We start from the raw sequence: 24,976 nt of genomic DNA, 5'->3' as shown, positions 1-24,976 counted from the left end.
AGATAAAGGGTTAAACATCCCAGTCTTTTATTCAAATAAACTATCCAAATAAGCTGTAAATAATAGGTTTAAACACCGTTTGCAACAAATAGACCTTGAAATTTGGGTCATTAGCGTCCATTGTTAATAGATACACATATGCTATATGAGGTGAATAGGGCATGGTATTTGATTTTGAAAAAGACAACATTGACGTTGAGATTGATGCAGACACAGGGGAGAGAACTACCCGAAAAGGTCGTGGCTTCGCTCAAGAAACTATATTGGAATTGGTTGAAAACGATAAGGGTCAAATCGTCCTACGTGATTCGTCAGATGCTGAGAATCCTTTAGTCACTATTGCTTTCTCTGATAAGATTAAAGATATGTTAGGCCGAGAGGCACATATTATTGGCCATAAAATGATTCATGCTGCGGTACAAGAAATGATGCAGAAGCAAGTAAGCCAGTGGCATGCCAATGTCTATGACGAAGAGCCTGAGCACTATAGTTAAGTTGAGAGATAGTTAAAGCAAAGGCTAGTTATAGTAAGGGCTAGTTAAACTGAAGGCTCATTAACCATGGTTGAAGTTTGGCAATGGCAAAAGACTAAATAGAGTCGATTCCAAAGAGTTCTTGAATAGCATGACATTAAACTAGTTTGGTTTTAGGCACTATAATAAAAACATAAAAAAGCGGGTTATCCTAAGATAACCCGCTTTTTTTGTGCTAATAAATCAAAAAATTATTTGATTTTAGCTTCTTTAAAGATAACGTGCTGACGTACTTTTGGATCAAACTTTTTGATTTCCATTTTGCCAGGCATAGTACGTTTGTTTTTAGTAGTGGTATAAAAATAACCAGTACCAGCGGTAGATACTAACTTAATCTTGTCTCTCATGATGCATTCCTATTAATTTGTAAAGTAAGATGGCTTAGTAGAAAGCCATCTAGTTAGTCGATTAAAAGACTATACTTTTTCACCTTTGGCGCGTAAATCAGCAAGTACTTTATCAATACCGTGCTTATCGATAATACGCATGCCTTTAGTAGAAACACGAAGACGGACAAAACGGTTTTCAGATTCTACCCAAAAACGATGGTTGTGTAGATTTGGCAAAAAGCGACGACGGGTTCTGTTAAGCGCATGCGAAACATTGTTACCCACCTGAGGGCGCTTTCCTGTCACTTGACATACTCGAGACATGACGGACTCCTAATAAAGTTGTAAGGCAACCGAAAGACATGTCAATCATGTCAAGATAGTTGGTTGCCTTAACTACTCAAGATAACGAATCACAATGCGGCTATGGACACATAGGACTGCAACTTGAATAAAATGTTAACAGAAAGATAGTGGTCTTCGCCTTTAATCGCCACAACAAGTAAAGGTTGACCAGGATAAATTTTTAAGGGCGTATTTATACCACATAAACCCAGTTTTTTCAAATCAATTGTTTGCCTATTATCGCATAACTGCCACAAAAAATTAAGTCTCCTAGGCGTAAATGATATTTTATTTAGGCCTAAATAAAGAGTGTTATAACCTTAGGAGGTGTCACGGGTCAATGAGGTTCAATAATTTGAACGTAAAAATGGATTTAAAAGTAAAAAGATTAAGCGGATAGCATGGGCTATTTATTAAGACCATGTTAAAACCGGATATTATAGCAGATATTTCGTTATAGGTTATCAAACTCTACTTTTAATTTTAGTCAAACAGTATAAAGTACTCGCTATTTAATAAAATTCAGTACTAATTTAAGCAAATGCTCATATATCACTTACGGGATTACCGCATACGATGGCAAGTCCGCCTAATTTAAATTCCTCGCCTTCAGAGGAAAAAGCTCTACATAATTTAGAATCGCAAACTAAGTTGACGACCGATAAAGCTCCTTATCGCTTGATGGCGGTTTTATTGACTCTTTATTTCGCTCAAGGTTTGCCAGCAGGGTTTATTACTCAAGCCCTGCCAGCTATTTTGCGAGAGTATGAGGTATCGCTACAAATGATAGGGCTGTCTGGGTTTTTACTAATCCCTTGGGCCTTAAAATTTTTATGGGCACCAGTGGTAGATAAGTACTTTGTGACTAAATGGGGTCGCTCACGCAGTTGGATTTTACCCTTGCAGTTAATTTCGGCAGGTATTGTGGCAGTGGTGGGCTTGTTTAACCCGCATCAATTAAGCTCAGCTAACACGCTTTGGGCAATCTATGGATTGCTATTTTTATTGAGCTTAATAGGAGCGACCCATGATGTGGCCGCTGACGGTCTAGCCACGCGGTCATTAACGAGCTTGATACGCAATAACCCTTCTTTGCCTGCGGTGAAAAATCCTTATCAAGGTATGGGCAATGCCGCGCAAGTCATTGGTTATCGCATGGGGCTTATTTTAGGAGGCGGGGTATTGTTGCTAGTCCTAGGGCAATGGTCTTGGCGTTATAGTTTTTTTGCTATGGCGGCTTTAATTGTACTAAATACGCTGCCCATCTGGCGTTATCCTGAAAATAAATATATCCCCATTATAGTACCTGACTCGGAGCCAAAGACGGTCAACAATGAGGATATCAGACACCAATCTAGAGCACCGCTGACCCTTGCTTCAGTGAGTCGTTATATTTGGGAGCATTATGGTTACTTTTGGCAAGACGCACACATGCGCGCTTGGCTTACAGTGTTGCTGACATTCAAAATTGTGGATGGTGTGTCAAGTGGTATGGTAAAACCGATGATGGTAGATATGGGAATATCGACTGCCAGCATCGGATTGTGGGCCAGTGTGCTAGGGTCTGTAGCATCTCTGGTGGGTGCTGCTTTAGCCGCTTGGCTGTTAAAGCGGATGGCCCATCATAATGCGTTAATCGCATTTAATGCCTTACAGGTCGCTACCACCGCTTTATACGTGGGTGTAGCAGTGGGGTTTGAACATCCAAGTTGGCTCGGCTTTAATAGTCAGGCTCAGTCGGTACCTTTTTGGTGGGCATATGCCGCCAATGCTATCGAGCATCTGGCAGGGGCGATGGCATTGGTAGCCATGTTGACCATGATCATGCACTATGCTCGGCATGATAAAGCGGGCAGTGATTTTACCACCCAAGTATGTTTATTGACCGTTTTTAGTGGTGGGGCACATTTGATTAGTGGCTTTATAGCGGCTCAGGTCGGCTATAGTGGCCATTTTATATTAAGTGTGGCACTAGGTTGTCTTTGCCTATTACCATTGATTTATTGGCGTAAAAGATTTGCCAGCTAGATGGCTAATTCGTTCTGACATTGAAAGCTTATGACTTATATTTGGAGCTACCATTTGAATTTTTAACGTCAGCCAAAGCATTGAGGTTAGCGCCAGTTATTGATTATTAGCCAATTAAAGCCGGTAGTTAACAATTAGCGAAATGTCCTAAAGCAGTATTTCTAACACGAATTTACTGCCAATAAAGCCGATGGCCAATACCACAAAGGCAAGTATTGTCATATTGGCAGCTCGGCGACCGCGCCAGCCATACTTCCAGTGTCCGAACAACAAGTACCCTAGCATTAGCCAAGACAACATGCTTAGGATTGTTTTATGAGCAATGTGCTGAGCCAGCAAGTCATTGACATAGACAAAGCCAATAGCCAAAGCAAGGGTAAGTAGACTAAAGCCTACTAGAATCATGTCGAATAACAACGACTCCATACTTTGTAATGAGGGCAGTTTATTGACCCAGAAACGCTGATTGGTTTTGTGTTTAAGCTCACGGATTTGAATGCGTAGAATGATGGCCTGTACGGCTGACATTAATAAGACACAATAGGCCGCAATAGATAAGATAATATGAGCTTCTAACCCTTCACTTATCTCAGTTAAGGGGGCGTAAGGAGCCACCCCAAAATAGCCTAAGCTTAGGCCAATGATAGCAGTAGGGGCGGCAAACAGGCCAAGACTTAAAATAGGTCGGTACAGACAAAACAGCACGTAAAACAGCACAAAGTAGAAGCTGGTTAAGCTAGCGGTATTAAAGACATTGAAGTTAAGACCATGTATGGTAAATATATTAGGATATAAGGTCACCGCATGTGCCACTAGGGCTACCATCAGCATACCTAGAGTAAAGCCTTTGGCAATAGGTTTTAGACGTAGCAAAGCCCAAACCAAATGACAGCTTACAAGAAGGTAGATAATAAGGGCGATGACATAGGCAAGCAACACGGTATTTTGGTCCTCAAAGAAATCGAGTTAACAAATTAGGTCGTACAATGTTTGATATACTAGATGTGGTATTCTGTGCATCAATAAAACTGTCAGCCACTAAGGTTGTCAGTAGCTGAAAGTGCTGGCAACAGGGTAGAGCTGATTTATCACCAAGCAATCATACCCTAATTTAGCATAGAATGACTCTTATTTGCGATTGCTCTACAGTTAAAGCTATGCTTTTGTTAAAATTAACATTTTAAGGGTTTGCCCCTAGTATCATTAGGATAGATTGACGGTTATTGAACAAAACAAAATAGCTGCCTTGAAATAGAAGGTAGATAGCCTGATTAATAGTTTATTATAAATGCTTAGCCCATAAAATATGTTCCATACTGACATTAAAATAATGTAAAAGAGTTTATCAACCAATTTTGCTAAACTTGCCTAAAATTAAATTAGGTCACTGTTGATTATGTCTTTATCAATGATGTGGCGATAAATAAATTGTTTAACTACTAAAAAGCAGAGAATAACCCTATTGAGTGGTTTTTATTGGTAAATTTTATTACTAATTTAGCTCAGCCATTAATTTTGAATGCCCCTTAATTTCACAGACGTTTTATCGAGAAAATCTTATGTTTGATACTCTAACCGAACGACTTTCTGGCAGCCTGCGTAAGATTTCAGGCTCAGGTCAGTTAAATGAAGACAATATTAAAGACACCCTGCGTGAAGTGCGTATGGCGCTACTAGAGGCAGACGTTGCTTTACCGATCACTCGTGACTTCGTTAAGCGTGTGAAAGAGCAAGCGTTGGGTCAAGAAGTATTAAAAGAGTTGGCGCCAGGTCAAGCCTTTGTGAAGATCGTTTATGACGAATTGACCGAGATGATGGGCAGTGCCAATCAACAACTAGAGATGACGGGTAAGCCGCCCGTAATATATCTGCTAGCAGGTCTACAAGGTGCTGGTAAAACCACTACCGCAGGTAAACTTGCTAAGTATTTACAAGAGCGTCATAAGAAAAAAGTAATGCTGGTATCGGCTGACGTTTACCGTCCTGCAGCGATCAAACAGCTAGAACAAGTGGCGGTACAGGTAAACGCTAAGTTTGTTAACTCAAGCACTGATGAAAACCCCATTGATATTGCCAAGCGTGCTATCGAAGAGGCGAAGCTTCAGTATCAAGATATCTTGATTATTGATACCGCGGGTCGTCTACATATCGATGAAGCGATGATGGATGAGATTAAAGCGTTGACCGCTGCAGTTAATCCCTCAGAGACTTTATTCGTTGTTGATGCCATGACCGGTCAAGATGCCGCCAATACTGCTAAGGCATTTAATGATGCCTTACCGCTGACTGGGGTTATCTTAACCAAGACCGACGGTGATGCACGTGGTGGTGCTGCCCTTTCAGTGCGTGCCATTACTGGTAAGCCTATTAAGTTCTTAGGTCGTGGTGAAAAACTAGATGCCTTAGAAGCTTTCCACCCAGAGCGTATTGCACAACGTATCCTAGGTATGGGTGACGTGCTAAGTCTGGTAGAAGAGGTCGAGCAAAAAATTGACCGTGAAAAAGCCGAAAAAATGGCTAAGAAAATCCAGAAAGGGGGCGAGTTTGACCTTGAGGATTTATTGACCCAGTTCCAGCAAATGAAGAATATGGGTGGCATGACTGGATTTTTGGATAAGATGCCAGGTATGAGCGGTGCGGGTGTCAAAGAAGCGTTAGAAGAAGCGAAACCAGAAGAAAAAGTGAAAGAAATGGAAGCGCTTATTAACTCCATGACCCCTTATGAGCGCAAAAACCCAGATAAGATTAATCCAAGCCGTAAACGTCGTATTGCTGCCGGTTCTGGTAAAGAGATTCAAGATATCAACCGTTTGCTTAAACAGCACAAACAGATGGCAAAAATGATGAAAATGCTGTCTAAGCCTGAAGGCCTGAGCAAAATGATGAAAGCGGTACAAGGCTTAACTGGCATGGGTGGCGGCGGTTCTGCTGGTGCTGGTGGCCCACTGTTTGGCGGTGGCCAAAACAATGCAGGGGCTAAATCTGGCGGTGCGGGTGGTATGCCACCTTTTGGTCTAGATCCAAGTAATATGCCGAGTAAAGAAGAGATGGAGCGCCAAATGAAAGAGCTTGAACAGAAGCTGCCGCCAGATTTCAAAAAGCGTTTCTAATATAAAGTCTTAAGAGACAAAGTGTATTTTGATACTCATAAAGGCTAGGTCGTGTGACCTAGCCTTTTTATTTTTAATCAAGAGAAGGCTGCCCTTATGGCACATAAGAAAAAGAACGTTCGTAAAAAAGAATGCCCAGTTTGTGAGCGAGAATTTAGTTGGAGTAAAAAACTCGACAAAAACTGGGACAGTATGGTTTATTGCTCGGACAGATGCCGACGGGTCAAAACTTATGAGGGCGTAGAGAAGCCAAATCAATAATATGGTTTATTTGATAAATGTTCGCTATAAATTATACTTCTTAGTTCTGTTAGTCCTTGTATACAGCTCACCAAAGGTCTCACGGTGATGTAAGTGTAAACCGATAATAAAGCAGAGGATTCCAATAAAAGTAAGGTATAACGCAGGCGCAAAACTAATATGTTCCGTTGAATAAAATAGAAATAAAGGAAGGGCCGCGCCGAGTATCGCTGCTATCACATTATAAATTACCGATACTGCGGTTAGTCGTATATTAGTTGGAAATACCTGCACGAAAATCGCAATACACAGTCCAATCATTCCTGTACAAAATCCTAATAAACCATACAGTGGTATCACAAGAACGTCATTCCCATTGGCAAGGTAAACATAAAGCATCCAAACTTGCAAAGTCAACGCAACTGAGGCCAACATAAAGGTCTTACCCGTCCCAATTTTGTCCGCTAACATGCCATAAATAATACATCCCAATATTTGCATAACCAGTGCTATCAAACTTACATTAACCAAGAAGCTAGGGTCACTGTAGAATTTAAGTGCAATCAGTTTAGGCAATAGCAGCATAACAACCATAATTAAACTGTGTCTCACAAAGGATAAAGAGACTGACAGCATCATAGCTGAAGAGCGGGTAATGAATGGTTTTAGGCCTAAAGTATGTGGCTTATCAGATAGGGTGTCTTTAGACCTTGTATAGACAGGTGTTTCTTCGACATGACGCCACATTAATAACGTTAGTGCACTCAGTACGCCACCGATAATAGCGGGAATACGCCAACCATAGTCTAGCATAGCCCCAGTATCTAAAATCCCAGTTAATAACTTAGCGCATGAAATGGCTAGTACAGAACCAAAAATACCGCCTGCAACGGCTAAGCTGCAGTACGTTGCCAAACGATTCTTGGGGGCGTGCTCAGCGACAAACACCCAGCTCAGTGGGGTATGCCCGCCGAATGCCATGCCTTGAAGTATACGAATAAAGAGGAATAATATCGGTGCTAATACGCCCACCTGTGCATAGGTGGGCAAAAACGCAGTCAGCAAAGTGGTCACTGCCAAAAAGCAGATACTGATAAGTAGAGCAGGTTTGCGTCCGTGCTTATCGCCATAGCGACCTATCAATAGACCACCCAGTGGACGTGCTAAATAACCGACACTCATAAGCCCAATAATTTTTAATTGTGTCAGTGAGGTGCTGTCTGTGGCAGGGAAAAAAATGGTGCTGATGACCTCTGCTAGTTTAACGTAGACAAGAAAGTCAAATGCAGCTAATGCATAGCTTAAGGAGATAAAAATTACTTGATGACGAGTTACCTTGTTACCGACGCAAAGCAGCTCATCCATACCTGCTTTGTTCTCTATCGTATTCTTACTGCTGATATTATTCTCCAAAACTACACAATGGTACACAAAATAAAAGTTTAACATTTCTTACAATGGGTGTGTATAAACTACACATATGTTTACATAATGCTGCCATACGAATCTATTAATTCGATAAAAAAATAAATTAATATTTTATATTAATAGTATTAAATATAGGATTTAAGTGATTGATGACAGTTTAGCGTGTCTTTATTAAATTAGAGTTAAACTAAAAGCAAAATGAATCTATGAAGACATAAAAAAAGACACAAAGTTTGGTATTGTGTCTTTTTTAACAGAATCAGAAGAATAAATAGAATTGAAATCGAAATCGTTTTAGTGATTAAGCCTTATCTTTACGTACAAAAAAGTTCGCCAATAAGGCACCACTAACACTGTGCCAGACGCTAAATAAAGCACTAGGCAGACCTGCGATAGGATTGAAGTAAGTTGCGGCAAGAGCGGCACCTAATCCAGAATTTTGCATACCCACCTCAACCATGATCGCACGACGCTGTGCTTCACTGAAACCGCTGATACGGGCGACCAAGTATCCTAGAGCATAACCGATTGTATTGTGAAGAATGACGACGATAAATACCAATACACCACTGGTTAAAATAGTATCTCTAGAGACTGCAATGACTGCGGCAATAATAATAGAAATACCTATTATTGAGACAAGCGGTAGGATATCGTTAGCAATGTGTACTTTTTCACCCATAACTTTGTGAAATATTAGGCCTAATGAAATAGGTAATATAATAATTTTAGTAATTGACCACATCATGCTAGCAAGCTCAATTTCAATTAATTGTCCGGCAAATACTTTGAGCAAGAGGGGGGTCAATATTGGAGCCAGTAGGGTAGATATAGAAGTGATTGCTACGCTTAATGCCACATCGCCTTTGGCTAAGAAAGTAATGACATTACTAGATGTGCCACCTGGACAACAGCCGACTAATATCACACCGACCGCAATCATCGGGTCTAGCTTAAACATTAAGGTAAGAACATAAGCAATTAAAGGCATAATCGTAAATTGAGCCATTAAGCCAATTAAAACTACCTTGGGTCGCTTGACCACTTCAACAAAATCGTCTGTCTTAAGCGTGGTACCCATGCCAAACATAATAATACCTAGTATAGGCACAATGAACTTGGCCAATGGCGCAAAAAATCCAGGAGACATGAAGCCCAACACAGCACTTAATAGTGCCCATATCGCAAAGGTTTTCCCTACCCATTGCGAGGCTTTAACGATAGCTTGCAAGATAAAAACTCCTAATTCAAACAACGATAATCTGTTAAGTTATCATGAAAATAATATAGGAGTTATAAAATAATTTTTGTGAAATATGATAAATAAGTTAGAAGTCTACCCGTGTGATATACGGTTATTTGAATAAATGTAGAATAAAAGGAATTTACTTTTTTATCTTAGTCTATTTACGATAGTACTTACCCCAGAGATTAGCTTGAATTTTAAAATGATGCTTAGGGTATGAATGACGTTGGTTGTATTTAGCTGAGTCTGTGCAATAGTGTTGCTACTGTCTACTAAGTTGCTATTGGCTAGTAATAAGATACGCTAGAAATGCCTTCAATCGGCTTACTATGTCGACAAGATAACAGGGACATTACTGGGTATTATTAACATGACTATTTTGAAAAAAGCGGTGATGAATCGTTGATAAAACTAATAATGTGGTGATATGGCTAAACTAAAATAACAAAGTCCTGTCATTTATTTACAATGAATCCTTCGGTTCTTCAGTTACTATATTAAGAGTTAATCATAGACGAAATTTAAAATTCATTTGAATTCATTCAATATAAATAAACAGACTGAGGTAAATCCATGTCAGTAGAAAATAACAAATCTAAAATAGTAGCGCTGATAAACCTACAAGAAGGCAAGATTGAACAGTTTTACCAACTTGCTGATGAATTAATCGCCAATAGCAGAAAAGAAACAGGTATTGTGACCTATAAACTATTTAAAAGTACTGAAAATGACAACGAAGTCCTGTTCTTTGAAGAATATGCTGACCAAGAAGCGATGCAACAGCATTCAAAATCAGCTCATTTCAATAAGTTTATGGAAGCGGTTAAGCCTTTATTGGCAAGTGAGCCACGTTTAGAAATGTTCTAAAAGTTGTCTTTTAGCCATTATTAAAGGCTCAATGTTAATAGTCAAATGATGCAACTTAGACTCGTAACTTAAAACCGTAGCCTTTTTTGATAGTAGATAAAAGTGCAAAATAAGACCCCATTGAAGGGGTTTTATTTTATTGATAACTAACGAAAGAACATCTAAGCCAAGTTAGGATTCAACCATTTCTCAGCGGTTTTCATATCCCAATCTTTACGTTTGGCATAATCCTCTAACTGATCACGATCGATTTTACCCACGTTAAAGTAGACACTTTCAGGATGTGAGTAGTAGAAGCCACTCACAGAAGACGCAGGCCACATCGCAAAGCTTTCAGTCAGATAAGTACCGATAGCATTAGTAGTGTCTAACCAATCAAACAGTTTGCCTTTTTCAGTATGCTCAGGGCAGGCAGGGTAGCCTGGTGCAGGGCGGATACCCACATACTTCTCTTTAATCAGCTCTTCATTACTGAGCTGCTCAGTAGGCTGATAGCCCCAGTATTTAGTACGGATTAGCTCGTGCAAGTGTTCAGCGAAGGCTTCAGCTAAGCGGTCGCAAAGTGCTTGGACCATAATGGCGTTATAGTCATCACCAGCTTCCTTGTAAGCATCAGATAGCTCTTGTGCGCCTTCAATAGACACGGTGAATCCGCCTAAATAGTCAGTGTGTTCATCTGAGGGTGAGATAAAGTCAGCCAAGCTGTAGTTGGGTTTACCACTGGCTTTATCTGACTGTTGACGCAGATGCTCAAACACATGTGTTGGCTGACCACCCTCACTAGGCGGTTTGTCATAGACGGTAACCGTGTCATGATCCGTGCGTTTGGCCGGCATGATTTTGAATACCCCTTTAGGCGTCACTAAGTTCTCATCCATAAACTTCTGTAGCAACTCTTTGGCATTGCCAAACAAGTCTTTGGCTTCTTCACCGACCACTTCATCGTCAAAGATTTTTGGATATTTGCCGACTAAGCCCCAAGAGATAAAGAACGGTGTCCAGTCGATGTACGGAATTAAGTTTTCAATAGGATAACTGTCGAAAACAACTTGTCCTAGCTCATTCGGAGTAGGCGGAGTATAAGTCTCCCAATCAAACTGGAAGCCTTGCTCGATAGACTCTTCATAGCTTAGTTTGGCCGCTTTTGGTTTACGATTGGCCAGACGCTCGCGTACTTTCTCATACTCTTCACGCGTTTCGCGAATCAGCTCCACACGATGTTCTTTAGAAAGCAGCTTGGTCACCACACCCACAGAGCGTGAAGCATCAGACACATAAATTACCGCATCGTTTTGATAATTGGGTTCGATTTTAACCGCAGTATGGGCTTTAGAGGTAGTCGCACCGCCAATCATGAGGGGCAGATCCATGCCACGCTCTTGCATTTGCTTGGCCACGTAGACCATTTCATCAAGACTAGGGGTAATTAGACCAGACAAACCGATAATGTCTGCTTTTTCAGCGATGGCTGTGTCCAAAATTTTGTCACAGGGCACCATAACGCCTAGGTCGACCACGTCATAGCCATTACAGCCCAGTACCACGCCGACGATGTTTTTACCGATATCGTGCACGTCGCCTTTGACTGTGGCCATTACTACTTTACCCTTAACTTCACCTTCTACCTTTTCAGCTTCGATGTAAGGGTTCAATACCGCCACCGCTCGTTTCATAACGCGGGCTGACTTCACAACTTGAGGTAGGAACATTTTACCCGCCCCAAATAGATCGCCGACCACGTTCATGCCATCCATTAATGGCCCTTCAATCACATGCAACGGTTTGGGGTATTTGAGACGTGCCTCTTCGGTATCTTCATCAATATAAGTAGTAATACCTTTGACTAAAGCATGCTCAATGCGCTTTTCAACCGACTGTTCACGCCATGATAGATCGATAGTACCATCGTTTTTCTTACCACCAGCCACATAGGCTTCGGCAATGGTCATTAAGCGTTCAGTGGCGTCTTGACCGCTTTCACCTTGGTTACGGTTAAGCATTACATCTTCAATGGCTTCACGCGCTTCTTTTGGAATTTCGTCATACACTTCAAGCATGGCAGGGTTGACGATACCCATAGTTAGCCCTGCTTTAATAGCGTGGTATAAGAAGACTGCGTTAATCGCTTCACGAATAGGGTTGCCACGGAAACTGAACGAAACGTTTGAGACACCACCTGATACCATGGCATTGGGTAGATTGTCAGTAATCCACTGGGTCGCGTTAATAAAGTCTGCACCATAGTTGTTATGTTCAGGGATACCAGTTGCTACCGCAAAGATATTGGGGTCAAAGATGATATCTTCAGAAGGGAAGCCCACGTCGTTAACCAAGACGTCATAACTGCGCTGACAGATTTGTATTTTGCGCTCATAAGTATCTGCCTGACCATCTTCATCAAAGGCCATAACAATAACCGCTGCACCATAACGCATACACAGTTTGGCTCTTTCGACAAATTCGTCATAGCCCTCTTTTAGCGAAATGGAGTTCACCACTGCTTTACCTTGAGTCCGCTTTAACCCTTCCTCAATGATGTCCCATTTTGAAGAGTCAATCATCAGTGGCACACGGCTAATATCAGGTTCGCCAGCGACTAAGTTTAAAAAGTGAATCATCGCTCCTTTGGAGTCGAGCATGCCTTCATCCATGTTGATGTCGACAATTTGAGCACCGCCATCTACTTGGTCGCGTGCCACATCCAATGCTTCAGTGAATTCGCCGGTTTTGATAAGTCGTAAGAATTTTTTAGAGCCGGTAACGTTGGTACGCTCGCCGACGTTCACAAATAGACTGTCTTTAGTGATGGTAAATGGCTCTAAACCAGACAGACGGCAAGCCGGTGGAATGGTTGGAATCTGGCGCGGCGGATATTGTTTCATTACGTCGCTAATGGCTTTGATGTGCTCAGGACGAGTACCACAGCAGCCACCAACGATGTTTAAGATTCCTGCTTTACCAAAGCCATTGAGTAGGGCAGCGGTCTCTTCAGGCGTCTCGTCGTATTCACCAAATTCGTTGGGCAAGCCAGCATTCGGATGCGCAGACACATAGGTATCAGCAATATCTGATAATGTTTGAATATGAGGTCTTAAGGCGTCGGCACCCAAAGCACAGTTGAAGCCTACCGATAGTGGCTTGGCATGACGAATCGAGTTATAAAAAGCTTCAGCAGTTTGACCTGATAAGGTACGACCAGAGGCATCGGTAATAGTACCTGAGATCATGATAGGCAATTCAAAACCAATGGTATCAAATACGCCGGTTACCGCAAATATAGCTGCCTTAGCATTCAAGGTATCAAAGATAGTCTCAATTAATACAAGGTCAATACCGCCTTCTATTAATGCAAATAAGGCTTCGGTATAGTTGTCTACTAGCTCATCAAAAGTCACATTACGATAGGCTGGGTCGTTAACATCAGGTGATAGTGAACAGGTACGTGACGTGGGGCCAATAACTCCGGCCACAAAGCGGGGTTTATCCGGATTTTGAGCGGTAAATTCGTCTGCTGCTGCGCGAGCCAATAACGCCGCTTCACGGTTAATCTCAGGAACCAAATGCTCCATGCCATAATCAGACATTGAAATTTGAGTGGCGTTAAACGTGTTGGTTTCAATAATATCGGCACCGGCCGCTAGATGATCGGTATGAATGCTTTTAATGATTTGTGGCTGTGTTAATACCAATAAGTCGTTATTGCCTTGCACATCTTGACCAAAGTCTGCAAAGCGCTCTCCACGATAATCCGCCTCTTGTAATTTAAAGGTCTGGATTTGGGTACCCATCGCACCATCAAGCATCAAGATACGCTGATCAAGCTGTTCTACAATACGCTGGCGCGCCGTCAGCTGCTGCTCTTTGAATGGGAAATTAGCCGGTGGCACTAAGTTGAAGTTGTCAGGATTATGTCCTTTCTTAGGCGTATTTTCTGAAGACTCTTTTGGGGTATTGTGTTCGGGGTGAGAGCAATGGGCCATAGCACTATCTTATACAGTAAGTTAATAGGGGGAAACGTCTTATCTTTATAGTAGGATATTTGGTAAGCAAGGTCACCAATTAAAATTTTTAAAACTAGGTTAGTGTAGCATACTGCTTATTAATATCTAATTCCTTGCCGGTATAAATCAATACGGATAGGGAGGAAGTCTATTACGCTAAACTGACAGCTTTAGTTTAACATTTTCCTTATATTTTCTAGATTAATAACAGCAATAACGCTATTTAATGGTTTGTAAAAACCGAGATCAATAATAGCTGTTTTTGTTTATTTTGTTTAAACTAAAAGTAGAACAAGGGTGTTCATTTTAGCCAAAATCCTGTAGGTCTACTATAACTAGACCCTAGGATAGGTATGCCACTATAAGCAAAATACGACCCTTAAAACAGCAAAGGTACTGCTGCTAATTATCAAACACAAAGGACGAGCAACATGAATAATACGCCCGTATGGACACTGGCTATGACTTTAATGGCAATTACTGGATGCCAAAATACGGCGCAGTCTGCAACGCCTGTTTCTATGACTGCCGTTTCTGGGACCTCTACTGACGCTGAAATATCGCAAAGCGGTTTAGTGGCTAATAGCAACAATGCAGCCAATCAAACGATTCGGCTACCCAACGCTACTTATAGTACTTTTACCCAGCCATCTTTAACGACTAGTCATTCTAATCAAGTTGCTGTGCCTACTACGATAGCCCCTATAGCCATAAGCTATGATGCCTCTGAAAATGCCCTACAGCTAGCACGGCGTAATCCTAATTTATCAATTCTAGTAGAAGCCATCGATGCCGCTGGCTTGACAGGTGCCTTAAGATTTGCCGGAAGTAACTATACGATTTTCGCCCCAGACAATGCGGCATTTGAAGCTTGGTTTAATGAAACCACAATGACCAAGCAAAAGCTTATGCAAAATAAGCCTTTATTGCGTATTTTATTGGGCTATCACGTGGTGAAAACTCAGCCACCGTTAACGGTGGCACAAATGCAGCCCAGTCAGTTGACCACCTTCAATAATCACCGACTCACCATTACCAATCAAAAAACCATCCGTGATGGCATAGGGCGTACAGCAGTTATCAAGGCAGCCGATATCCCAACCCGTAATGGCACGGTTCATGTAATTGATAAAGTGCTTTTTCCAGACGGCTAGTGCAATAAGCGATACACATAAAAAAACCCGATACTTTAAGTATCGGGTTTTCTATATTCAACTGTTAATTCACTGACTTATTTAAGGTCATTCTTACGATTAGATTCTACCGTTTGTTTGTAACGCTCTTCCCAATAAGTAGCATTCTTGATACCGAACTTCTTAGGATCAAACACAAAGCGTTTGTCAGAAGTACCACCACCTGCTTTCAACTGTGCTTCGTAGTCTTTAAGCATAGTTAATGTTGGTTTCGCTACAAAGAAGATGATAATAATACCAACGATGTTCAACCAAGCCATTAAACCAACACCCACGTCGCCTAAGCCCCAGATATAACCTGAGCTATTTAAGGCGCCGTAAGCCACCATAATCATGATCACGACTTTCACCAAGAACAATCCAGTTTTACTAGCGCCTTTGCCCATAGAACGGGTCAAGTAAGAGATGTTAACTTCAGCGATATAGTAGTAAGCTAGGATAGTGGTAAAGGCGAAGAAGAATACAGCGATTGCGATGAAAGAGTCACCGAACGTACCGTACACTGATTCCATTGCCATTTGGGTAAATGAAGGTGAGTTGATTTCAATATCAGCGGCAACATTTTGAACGATAAATTGACCGTCCTCTAGTGTACCTTGAATATTGTACATACCAGTAGATAAGATCATAAAGGCAGTTGCAGAACAAACCAATAACGTATCCACATATACCGAAAACGCTTGAACCAATCCCTGCTGTGAAGGATGGTCTACTGACGCTGCAGCTGCAGCATGAGGGCCTGTACCTTGACCGGCTTCGTTAGAGTAAATACCACGTTTCACACCCCAACCGATAGCCGCACCAAAACCTGCTTGAGCACTGAATGCATCACCGATAATCATACCGAATACTTCAGGTACTTTACTGAAGTTAGTGAACATAATTAAGATGGCTAAGGCGATATAACCTACTGCCATAAAAGGCACTGCATATTCAGCAAAGTTAGCAATACGCTTAATACCACCGAAGATAATAAAGCCTAAAACTAGCAAAATGATAGCCAAAGCAATTAGACGGCTAGAGCCAACATCCATGCCCATAAAGTTCATCATTGTGCCTTCACCCGTTACCTGGGCGACCGCATTAACCACACCGTTTGCCTGTACGCCTGGTAAAAAGATACCACAAGCAATAATCGATGAAATAGCGAATAAAATACCGTACCATTTTTGACCTAGAGCACGTTCGAAGTAGTACGCTGGACCACCACGATATTCGCCAGTAATGACGTCACGCTCTTTATAGATTTGACCTAATGTAGATTCAACATAGGCAGTAGACGCGCCTAAGAAGGCCACAATCCACATCCAAAATACCGCACCTGGACCACCGAAACCGATAGCAGCAGCAACCCCTGCGATGTTACCCATACCGACGCGACCTGCAAGTGCGACAGCAAGGGCCTGAAAAGAAGAAATACCGTCATTATCCGGCTTTCCTTTAAAAAGAAGACGAATCATCTCTTTAAAAAGACGGATTTGAACGAAGCGGGTCATTATTGAATAGAATAAACCTGCACCTAAACAGAGGTAAATTAGAGCAGGACTCCAAATGATGTCATTTAAAGCACTTACGATGCCTTCCATAGTGTGTTTCCTAGTGTTAGCTAATTGAGGAACGTACCTGTCACTCAATTAATTGTAAAGTTCTAAAGGTGTGTACAGCGCTTATTTAATTAATAGATCTATATAAAAGCTTAACCAATACAATTAGATAAACACAAACACATAAGTAAGTTGCATATTAGAGTAACTGTAAAGCAGTTTAGCTAAATGTTACACAAACATACCGCTAGGTAACTGCAATTTGCCACAAAAAACATTAAATTACCAGAGTATTTTTTAGTATTTACCTAAAAAAATTAGACAAATTAGCCATTTATTAGTCCTTCTAAAACCTATTACTATCGTGATATTGGAGTAATGCGGTTGTATTTAAGTAACAGAAAATTGTATTAATTGTGCTTTGACATCATTCAACAGTACAATTGCAGCACCTTACTAATAAATTTAATAAATCTAAAGTGAACTTGCAGGTTTGTGGTTGATTAATTAGCCTTGTTTGATGATATTGCTTTTCTGATCAAAGGTAATAATCAGCTATCGATAAAGCGTTTTCTAAAAATAGGCTATGCAGCAGATAAACAAACTTATATAGTTAGCTTTTAATTGAAATATTCTGGAGTCGTTATGTCACGTAAATCTATCCTTAAGCCGCTTATGTTATCTACCGTATTAGGCATGTCAGCGGTGAGCTTATCGGGCTGTGGTTATAACAACCTACAAGCCCAAGATGAGCAGGTTAAGGCAGCTTGGTCTGAAGTCGTTAACCAATATCAGCGTCGTGATGACCTAGTGCCTAACTTGGTAAAAGTAGTTAAGCAGTATGCTGACCAAGAGCAAGAGGTATTTACTCAAGTAGCTGAAGCCCGTTCAAAAGCCGGAAGCATTCAGTTGACACCTGAGACCTTAAATGATCCTCAAGCAATGGAAAACTATCAAGCTGCTCAAGCTGAAATGACGGGCGCCTTATCTCGTCTAATGGCAGTATCTGAGCGTTATCCTGAGCTTAAGTCAGATAAGCTGTTCCAAGATTTACAAGCCCAGCTTGAAGGCACAGAAAACCGTATAACAGTTGCCCGTAATCGTTATATCCAAGAGGTTCAGAGCTACAATACAACGGTACGTCAATTCCCAACCAATATTACGGCTAAAGTATTTGGTATGGATGCTAAGCCTAACTTTACGGTTGAAAATGAGAAAGAAATCTCTACAGCGCCAGAAGTTAATTTCGGTGATAAATAAAAAGTTAAAGTTTGGTGTATATGGCCATAATGTTTAATTATGGTAGATGGTTTTAATATGCAGTAAAGCAGCTTATGAGCCATAGATTCATAGGCTGTCAATTAACCTGTTTTCAAGTACAAGTTTTTTAGTACAGGAAAATCAATACCAAAAAACTTGTACTAGAAGAATGGGTATCAAATTAAGTGTATTCGAATAAAGTGGTGATGATGCGCATGCAAAAGTTGAAACGTAGCTGGTCCATATTGTCAATAATGGGCGCGACCTTATTGGTAACGCCTTTAAGTTTCGCCGTCAATAGCGAGGCCACGAGTGCGGCATCATCTCAATCTGCTCAGCAATTTGGCGATCAAAGTGTTGATGATTTGGTGGCGATTGCAAAAGCAGGGCAACAAAACGAAGCGATTAATGATGCGGTACTAGGTAATGAAGCCATTACCGACAATATTCCTAATATTGGAGAAGCTACCGCAGAAGACAATACGTCAAAGTCATCTCCCTCTGCCAATACGGCTCAGCCTCGTCAATCTACCGCTCAAGGGGTTGATAGCGACAAGCTAATTTTAAACTCTCCTGTGGTCGATCAGGCCAATATTTTTACCCCTCAAGAAAAGCAAATGCTGACCCAAAGATTGCGTCATATTTATGAGCAAGGTTTGGCTCAAGCTGCCTTAGTGACCGTACCTACCACCAATGGTATGGATATTTTCCAATACAGCTTACAGGTAGCAGATAAGTGGAAGCTAGGTAATAAAGATACTGATGATGGCCTACTAATTTTAGTATCGGTCAATGACCGTAAGATGTATATTCTGTCTGGATATGGCTTAGAAGGCGTATTACCAGATGCTATTTTAAACCGAATCATCGATGACGAGATTACCCCTTCATTTAAGCAAGGCGATTATGCGGGTGGTTTGGTAAAAGGTATTAACCGTATCGAAGAGCGTTTGGTCGCTGACCCTGATGTTTTAGCGCAATCAGATAAGTTAGCCAAAGAGCGTAGTCAGGCACAAAATCCAGCCAGTAGCGATTCACCTTCCTTATTTGGTACTTTCCTTATTGCCTTAATTTTTGGTCTTTTTATCACTTCTGTATTAGGCCGAATTTTAGGGTCATTTGTCGCCACTGGCGGCTTTGCTTTAATGGCTTTGTCTACTGGTGCAGGTCTTTTCACTACTATATTTATGGCTATATTTTTATGGCTATTCCTTATCTCACGCGGTGGTGGGGGCGGTGGTAAAGGCGGCAAAGGTGGCCGAGGCGGTGGTCGTCGCGGCGGCGTAGTCTTCTTCCCAGGCGGTGGCTTTGGTGGCGGAGGCGGCGGTTTTGGTGGGGGCGGCTTCGGCGGCGGTGGCTTCGGTGGCGGCGGCGGTGGCTTCGGTGGCGGCGGTGCTGGCGGGTCTTGGTAATTTTAAAGCCAAAAGCTAAAAATCAAATTACTGAAGAAATTGAACAAATAGTTATTAAAATAAAAAGTTATTAAATTGAACGACTTAACTTCTATGGCTAGGCCAGCTAACAAAAATAAGGTTTGAGGTAAGACTGACATGCAACAAAATGCAAAGCCCGACTTAAAATCTGCACATCCTAACGTTGCTGAAGGGCATACGGTGGTTAGTGAGCCAAGCTTTGCAAGATGGTGGCGACAAGCGATTTTTATCCCTATTTTAAACAATAGATGGGTATCTGATGAGGTCATGGCACGCTTGACGCAGAAAGTGACAGAGGCTGAAAAAGGCCACCGAGGCGAAGTATTCCTAGTCATTGAAAATCATCTGCCTATTCATCAAGCTTACCGGATTGGTAGTCGTGAACGGGCCATTGACTTATTTAGCTTATATCGAGTGTGGGATACTGAAGAAAATACTGGAGTCTTGGTCTACGTCAATATCTGTGAACGTGCTCTAGAGATTGTCGCAGATAGAGGTATTAGCGCCTTAGTTAGTCCTACAGTATGGCGAGCAATGTGTGATAAGGCCCTTGCAAGTATGGCCAAAGGTAATATGGAACAAAGCCTAGCTGACCTATTAGATGAAACTGGGTTACTGCTTAGACAACATTATTATCTAGAGCATGATCCTGAAGGTAACGAGCTATCGGATACCGTTGTGTTTTTAAAATAAAACACGGGTTTTTAAACACAGAATACGGTGTCAAAATAACAAAAAAGCTAGGCCTTGATTTCAAGCCTAGCTTTTTTTTGTCAATTTTGTATTGTCGACGGTGCTTTTAAATCTTTCCTTTGTTACCCATAAAAGCAACAGCTAGTAATATTTTAGTACTGCACTTAGTCACTATGGACTTACCAAACATTAGCAATCAAAATGCCAATAATAAAGAGGTTAGGAGTGGTTGTTAGCTTAACTCAGCGATCAAGCGTGGCAATAACTCTCCAGCTTTGCCTGCCAATACCACATCGATTATCGGATTCTGAGTTGGGTTTGGGTTGATTTCAATTAGCTTGGCTCCGTTACGTTTAGCCAGTTGTGATAATCCTGCAGCAGGGTACACTAAGCTTGAAGTACCTATACTTATGAAGACATCACAGTGAGCTGAGGCTTGCTCCGCATATTGCCAATCTTTGTGTGGTAGCATTTCACCAAACCAAACGATGTCAGGTCGGATATAAGCCTCACACTGAGGACAGTACAGTAGCGTATCTTGGTCATAATCGACTTCGGCAAGATACGGCGACTCACATTGGCTACATTTATTTTTCCATAAATTACCATGCAGATGAGTGGCTTGACTGCCAGCTTGTTCATGTAAGTCATCTACGTTTTGGGTAATAAGACTCAATGTCTTATGATGAGTATTTGCCCAGTCTTCAAGAGTGGCCAACGCATGGTGAGCAGGATTAGGACGTTTGTCTTTTACTAGATTACGTCGCCATTGATACCAAGACCAGACCATCTTTGGATCACGCTCGAATGCTTCAATACTGGCTAAATCTTCTGCTCTATAGTTTTCCCAAAGCCCAGTCTGTTTGTCTCTAAAAGTAGGGATGCCACTTTCTGCAGAGATACCCGCACCTGTTAAGATACAAATATGTTGTGCGTTTTGGAGGAGATTAATAGTTTGCTTCAATTCATTGGTCATAAAACACCTATAATAAGCTGTGGTTTGTGTATCATAATATATTATTGATAATCGGAGGACGTATGAATCAGACTTTCAGTGGCGCAATATTACTTGCGGCAGTACTCCTAATCGCTGCGATACTGTTTGCTATTGCCTTAGTAATGAAGCCAAAGGCAGCAGTCTCTAAGCGAAATAAAACTGCTAAAAACAAACCTGATTTAAACACAGGTAAATCAACTTTCAATAGTAAAGCTGGAGCGTTTGGCAAAGCGTCAAATGCACAACTGATGAAGCTCAAAAATCAGATTAGCAAAAACTTCCCTGATTTTAATGCCTTAATGCGTGATCATCACTTAGTACTAGAGCGTAATGCCAAGAAGGTCGCTTTATTGACACTGGATGTCAATGCGGCATTAGGGCGTCGACGTTTAGGAGAAGTGACTGTCATTAATTTTCATCAAGTTCCCAGTGTTGAAGAGTTAAGAATCGAGCTAAGTGGCGTATAACGACGCTACGCAGTGCTTGAAATACAGGCAGTTGTAAGTTGTACTTTATAAGGAAGTATAACCACAGCTGAAGATTACTATGACTAGATTTTAGCAATAAAGGCATTGAAAAGTTGATAGGTAATAGGTTGTCGTTGATAAATTAATATTTAATAAAATACTTACTTAGCAAGAAGAAAATAATATGTACTTTCTATAATTAAAAGTTAATTTTAGATAGACTTAACAATATAATAGTGTGCTAAAGTGATAGAATACCTCTGTAATATTCTAATGCTGATTTATTATCATATTTATAATTAAACTGACAGGCTTACGTTATTATGCGATGGCAAGAGGAAAAAACTTTACAGGACGTTGAGTTAAGGGACAAAACTAGGCCAGAAACGGGCTTCTTATCTTGGCCTAACTATATAAAGAAACACAAGGATAATTCTGCCAAAAGATATGAAGTAGCGCAGCAGTTTTTGCCTTGGCCGCTAGGTTTTAAAGAGTCCGTACTGGCGTTAAGAGCCATTATCCGTGACAAAAAGAAAGCGGATGAGGACTATGAGTCAGAACTACTCTCGCTCTATAAGCTCGCCGCTTGGGAGTCTTTCTGTCCAAAGTACTGTGAGACGTTACAAGAGCCAGGCTTTAAAGTATTTGACCAGATACCTGGCGGGACAGTCACCGCATTACCCATAGATTATCAACAGCTAGGCTATAAACAGCTAAAATTAATTATCAAGACCGATGCTAAGATGTTGGTCAGTCTCTATGGTGAACCTAAGCAGCACACTACGTTAAATCAATTGTTTGCAGAGGTTTGGCATCAAGCAGAAATAGACTATTGCAACCGCCTAAAACAGCAGCAGAGCAATAAGCAACAAGGTTCTACTATAGTCTCTGATATTCTTGTCGATAAATCCGTTATTAAGTCAACCGATCAAGTGGCGGATACTGTTGAAATTGTCTCTACCCAAAAGCCCAGTGCAAAAATCAAGTATGGTCTTAATACAGCGTCTAAGAAATATGATGCCAATGGGCAAGTGATCATCCCCTCAGTATCTAGTACTGACAAACCCAAAAAGCCTATCAAAGTAAAAGTTAATCAAAAGGCAACGTCGAAGACCCCAAGTAAAAGCAGTAAATCTGCTCAAACAATCGCTAAGACCAAGCAGCTTTCTAGTTTGATGGTTCAAGCTTTAAGAGATAGAGAGTTGATTAAGGAAAGGGTCTTGAATGGCTCTTTCAACAATATTAAGCGTACGTTGGCCAAAAGAAAACTGATGGTCTTTTTGGGAGCGAGTTGTCTCATTGTGACTCGGAGAGGGCGGTCTAGGTAGAGGTTATTCTACTCAGTAATCTTTTATGTAATATAACTAACTTTTAATTTTAGTTATATTAAGACTATAATTAAGACATTATTTTTACATGATAAAGAGTTTTAATTATGAAAAAGTCCCTGTTCTTCATGTTTTTAGCATGTATATCCCAAATAGCGTTTGCTGATTCTTTTTGGGACCATAATGGTTCGACTATGAGGCTAGTGGCAAATGGGAATGAGCGTCAGTTCGTTTATGAAGTGCCTTCTAAAAGAATGTATAACACAGGCGTAAGGCGGGGAAACGTTCTTTTTAATGGATATAAGAGTGGTAATAAATATTTCGGTACCTCCACTGTATTCTCGAAGAATTGTCATTATGATTTAGCTTATAAGGTCAGTGGCAATGTATATGAAGGGCCTAAAGTAGTGCTCTATGGTAAAAGAAAACAGTACGATACGAGTAACAATAAGTGTGTACCTACAGGAAAGGTTGTATCTGACAAATTAGTGTTCACCTACATGTATACGGAATAGGCAATAATTTTAGATTCGGACCTAATCCTATGTCTTAGGTAGCATATACAGCAGTGTGTACAACATTTTATAGGTGTTATTAGGTATTAACAGGATACGTGAAAGAACTAAAGTCTCGTATAATAAAGGCTTTGAGAGGGTATAGGTTATAAGAGGTGATGCTAAAAGAGAAGAGATGGTGCGCTTGGCGGGAATCGAACCCACGACCCTCGGCTTCGGAGACCGATACTCTATCCAACTGAGCTACAAGCGCATATTTTTGGAAATAAACTTTTAGAGTTAAGCAAAAGAGAATTCAGCAAAAAAAGTTAAGCACAAAATCAGTCTGTTCAATCGCTGATGACGGCTTTACTCAAGCACGCTAGTCTAGCAAAAACCATCAAAAAAACCAATGTTATCCTGCTTAATAAATGACAAAGGTGGGTATAATTTGGTACATTAGGCACTATTCGTAATAATTGGGTAACTTTATTAGGGTAAAAACCTCCTTTTGTCGTAAGAGTCACTATTGAAACATGGCTTTTAACCCCCTTTTCCCATTATAATATTATGGAAAAGAATTTATTACTGGTTTTATATTGATAAGTTAAAACAATTCACTCAATCATACACGACGTTTCAAGTCTGCTAAGCCATTATTTTATTAAGCTAAGTCATAGCAACTTAGAAACGTCGCTCTAAAAAGAGATTGTGACGCATGAAAAAAATCGTGATGTTATCCGCTGCCGCCATCTTTGGTCTATCAGGTATTTCTTTAAGCCAAGCTGAAGACGCTGCTGCTCCAGCTGCGCAAACCACTGAAGCGGCTACTGCGACTACTGATGCTAAAGCAGAAACCACCGATGCAGCAGCAGGTGAAAAAGCTACTGATGCAGCTGCTGCTGATGCGACAGCTACCGATGGTGCGGCTACTGATGCAGCTGCTGCCGATGGAGAAGCTACTGCTGCTGCACCTGCAGCGCCAGTAGAAGAAGAGCCAATTCCTGAAGATACCCCTCAAGTTAAAAAACTTATTGCTTTATATCCAAAGCTGATTGAACGTATCCAACCTTACGGTAAAGTATGTTTTGACGGTGATGACAACTGTGATATTACCTTAACGGCTTCAAGTGCCGGTAATGCAGGTGAGCCACGTGACGGTAAAGCAGTTTATGAAGCTATTTGTCAGACTTGTCATGGTAGTGGTGTTTTGGGTGCGCCTAAATTTGGGGATGCTGGCTCATGGGCACCTCACGTTGCTAAAGGTAAAGCCACACTATATGATCACGCTATGAATGGTTTCAATGCTATGCCAGCTCGTGGTGGTGCAGATATTCCTGACGAAGAAGTTAAGAATGCTGTTGATTACATGGTTGAACAATCAAGCTAATATCTTATTAATGAGAAATTTTACTCGTTAATATTGTTTAGACAATAGCT

The 24,976-nt window shown here is 41.0% G+C and carries 20 protein-coding genes and 1 tRNA gene; 12 read left to right on the top strand and 9 right to left on the bottom strand.

The features are described 5' to 3' along the window. Positions 1 to 161 precede the first annotated feature (161 nt). Positions 162 to 494, top strand: a complete 333-nt coding sequence (locus LK453_RS00770; protein WP_007394062.1) for a hypothetical protein — start codon at positions 162 to 164, stop codon at positions 492 to 494. A gap of 230 nt (positions 495 to 724) precedes the next feature. Here the strand turns inward: LK453_RS00770 and rpmG are convergent, their stop codons facing one another. Beyond that, positions 725 to 880, bottom strand: coding sequence for a 50S ribosomal protein L33 (rpmG, locus tag LK453_RS00765; protein WP_007394061.1), 156 nt, complete (start codon positions 878 to 880; stop codon positions 725 to 727). A gap of 69 nt (positions 881 to 949) precedes the next feature. After that, positions 950 to 1,186 carry a 50S ribosomal protein L28 gene (gene rpmB / locus LK453_RS00760; RefSeq protein WP_007394060.1) on the bottom strand — a complete coding sequence of 79 codons (237 nt, stop codon included), beginning with the start codon at positions 1,184 to 1,186 and terminating at the stop codon, positions 950 to 952. A 597-nt stretch (positions 1,187 to 1,783) separates the two neighbouring features. Here rpmB and LK453_RS00755 point away from each other — a divergent pair. Further along, positions 1,784 to 3,235 (top strand): MFS transporter, encoded by a 1,452-nt coding sequence (locus LK453_RS00755; RefSeq protein ID WP_201541628.1) that lies wholly within the window; start codon positions 1,784 to 1,786, stop codon positions 3,233 to 3,235. 147 nt (positions 3,236 to 3,382) lie between these two features. Here LK453_RS00755 and LK453_RS00750 read toward each other — a convergent pair whose 3' ends face one another. Continuing rightward, positions 3,383 to 4,174, bottom strand: a complete 792-nt coding sequence (locus LK453_RS00750) for a cytochrome C assembly family protein (RefSeq protein ID WP_201534375.1) — start codon at positions 4,172 to 4,174, stop codon at positions 3,383 to 3,385. Between the two features lie 620 nt (positions 4,175 to 4,794). On the opposite strand from LK453_RS00750, the gene ffh reads away from it, so the two are divergent. Then, a complete protein-coding gene (gene ffh / locus LK453_RS00745) occupies positions 4,795 to 6,345 on the top strand; it encodes a signal recognition particle protein (RefSeq protein WP_201534358.1) in 1,551 nt (516 codons plus the stop codon). A gap of 96 nt (positions 6,346 to 6,441) precedes the next feature. Continuing rightward, positions 6,442 to 6,606 (top strand): DUF2256 domain-containing protein, encoded by a 165-nt coding sequence (locus LK453_RS00740; RefSeq protein WP_201529215.1) that lies wholly within the window; start codon positions 6,442 to 6,444, stop codon positions 6,604 to 6,606. Positions 6,607 to 6,630: 24 nt separating this feature from the next. On the opposite strand, the gene LK453_RS00735 is transcribed toward LK453_RS00740, so the two are convergent. After that, positions 6,631 to 7,998, bottom strand: coding sequence for an MFS transporter (locus LK453_RS00735; RefSeq protein ID WP_227674363.1), 1,368 nt, complete (start codon positions 7,996 to 7,998; stop codon positions 6,631 to 6,633). Positions 7,999 to 8,314: 316 nt separating this feature from the next. Beyond that, positions 8,315 to 9,244, bottom strand: a complete 930-nt coding sequence (locus LK453_RS00730) for a bile acid:sodium symporter family protein (RefSeq protein ID WP_201534352.1) — start codon at positions 9,242 to 9,244, stop codon at positions 8,315 to 8,317. Positions 9,245 to 9,832: 588 nt separating this feature from the next. On the opposite strand from LK453_RS00730, the gene LK453_RS00725 reads away from it, so the two are divergent. Next, positions 9,833 to 10,126: a putative quinol monooxygenase gene (locus tag LK453_RS00725; protein WP_201529221.1), complete on the top strand. Its 294-nt coding sequence runs from the start codon at positions 9,833 to 9,835 to the stop codon at positions 10,124 to 10,126. A gap of 161 nt (positions 10,127 to 10,287) precedes the next feature. Here the strand turns inward: LK453_RS00725 and metH are convergent, their stop codons facing one another. Continuing rightward, on the bottom strand, positions 10,288 to 14,106 hold the full coding sequence (gene metH / locus LK453_RS00720; protein WP_227674364.1) for a methionine synthase: 3,819 nt from the start codon (positions 14,104 to 14,106) through the stop codon (positions 10,288 to 10,290). Positions 14,107 to 14,558: 452 nt separating this feature from the next. Between metH and LK453_RS00715 the strand changes: the two genes are divergently transcribed. Continuing rightward, positions 14,559 to 15,281: a fasciclin domain-containing protein gene (locus tag LK453_RS00715; protein WP_201534349.1), complete on the top strand. Its 723-nt coding sequence runs from the start codon at positions 14,559 to 14,561 to the stop codon at positions 15,279 to 15,281. 77 nt (positions 15,282 to 15,358) lie between these two features. On the opposite strand, the gene LK453_RS00710 is transcribed toward LK453_RS00715, so the two are convergent. After that, positions 15,359 to 16,906: an alanine/glycine:cation symporter family protein gene (locus LK453_RS00710; protein ID WP_007394046.1), complete on the bottom strand. Its 1,548-nt coding sequence runs from the start codon at positions 16,904 to 16,906 to the stop codon at positions 15,359 to 15,361. Between the two features lie 603 nt (positions 16,907 to 17,509). On the opposite strand from LK453_RS00710, the gene LK453_RS00705 reads away from it, so the two are divergent. The 3 genes from LK453_RS00705 to LK453_RS00695 all read left to right on the top strand — a co-directional run bounded on the left by LK453_RS00705 (position 17,510) and on the right by LK453_RS00695 (position 20,250). Next, positions 17,510 to 18,124: a LemA family protein gene (locus LK453_RS00705; RefSeq protein ID WP_201534346.1), complete on the top strand. Its 615-nt coding sequence runs from the start codon at positions 17,510 to 17,512 to the stop codon at positions 18,122 to 18,124. A 215-nt stretch (positions 18,125 to 18,339) separates the two neighbouring features. Further along, positions 18,340 to 19,536 (top strand): TPM domain-containing protein, encoded by a 1,197-nt coding sequence (locus tag LK453_RS00700; RefSeq protein ID WP_201534466.1) that lies wholly within the window; start codon positions 18,340 to 18,342, stop codon positions 19,534 to 19,536. A 138-nt stretch (positions 19,537 to 19,674) separates the two neighbouring features. Then, a complete protein-coding gene (locus LK453_RS00695; RefSeq protein ID WP_201529229.1) occupies positions 19,675 to 20,250 on the top strand; it encodes a TPM domain-containing protein in 576 nt (191 codons plus the stop codon). Between the two features lie 232 nt (positions 20,251 to 20,482). Here LK453_RS00695 and LK453_RS00690 read toward each other — a convergent pair whose 3' ends face one another. Continuing rightward, entirely contained in the window at positions 20,483 to 21,226 is a 744-nt protein-coding gene (locus tag LK453_RS00690) for an SIR2 family NAD-dependent protein deacylase (protein WP_201534343.1), read from the bottom strand. Positions 21,227 to 21,288: 62 nt separating this feature from the next. Here LK453_RS00690 and LK453_RS00685 point away from each other — a divergent pair, with 62 nt between their 5' ends. Then, the gene (locus LK453_RS00685) at positions 21,289 to 21,714 is read left to right on the top strand and encodes a hypothetical protein (protein WP_007394040.1); all 426 of its coding nucleotides are present in this window, start codon (positions 21,289 to 21,291) and stop codon (positions 21,712 to 21,714) included. 323 nt (positions 21,715 to 22,037) lie between these two features. After that, positions 22,038 to 23,042 (top strand): hypothetical protein, encoded by a 1,005-nt coding sequence (locus LK453_RS00680; protein ID WP_201534340.1) that lies wholly within the window; start codon positions 22,038 to 22,040, stop codon positions 23,040 to 23,042. Between the two features lie 691 nt (positions 23,043 to 23,733). Here the strand turns inward: LK453_RS00680 and LK453_RS00675 are convergent. Beyond that, positions 23,734 to 23,810 (bottom strand) — tRNA-Arg (locus tag LK453_RS00675). Between the two features lie 444 nt (positions 23,811 to 24,254). Here LK453_RS00675 and LK453_RS00670 point away from each other — a divergent pair. Further along, positions 24,255 to 24,926 (top strand): c-type cytochrome, encoded by a 672-nt coding sequence (locus LK453_RS00670; protein ID WP_201534337.1) that lies wholly within the window; start codon positions 24,255 to 24,257, stop codon positions 24,924 to 24,926. Positions 24,927 to 24,976 lie beyond the last annotated feature (50 nt).

The organism is Psychrobacter sanguinis, from assembly GCF_020736705.1.
GTDB classification, from domain to species: domain Bacteria; phylum Pseudomonadota; class Gammaproteobacteria; order Pseudomonadales; family Moraxellaceae; genus Psychrobacter; species Psychrobacter sanguinis.
The sequence above is the reverse complement of the archived record's forward strand: the minus strand, read 5'-3'. Positions and strand labels throughout refer to the sequence as shown.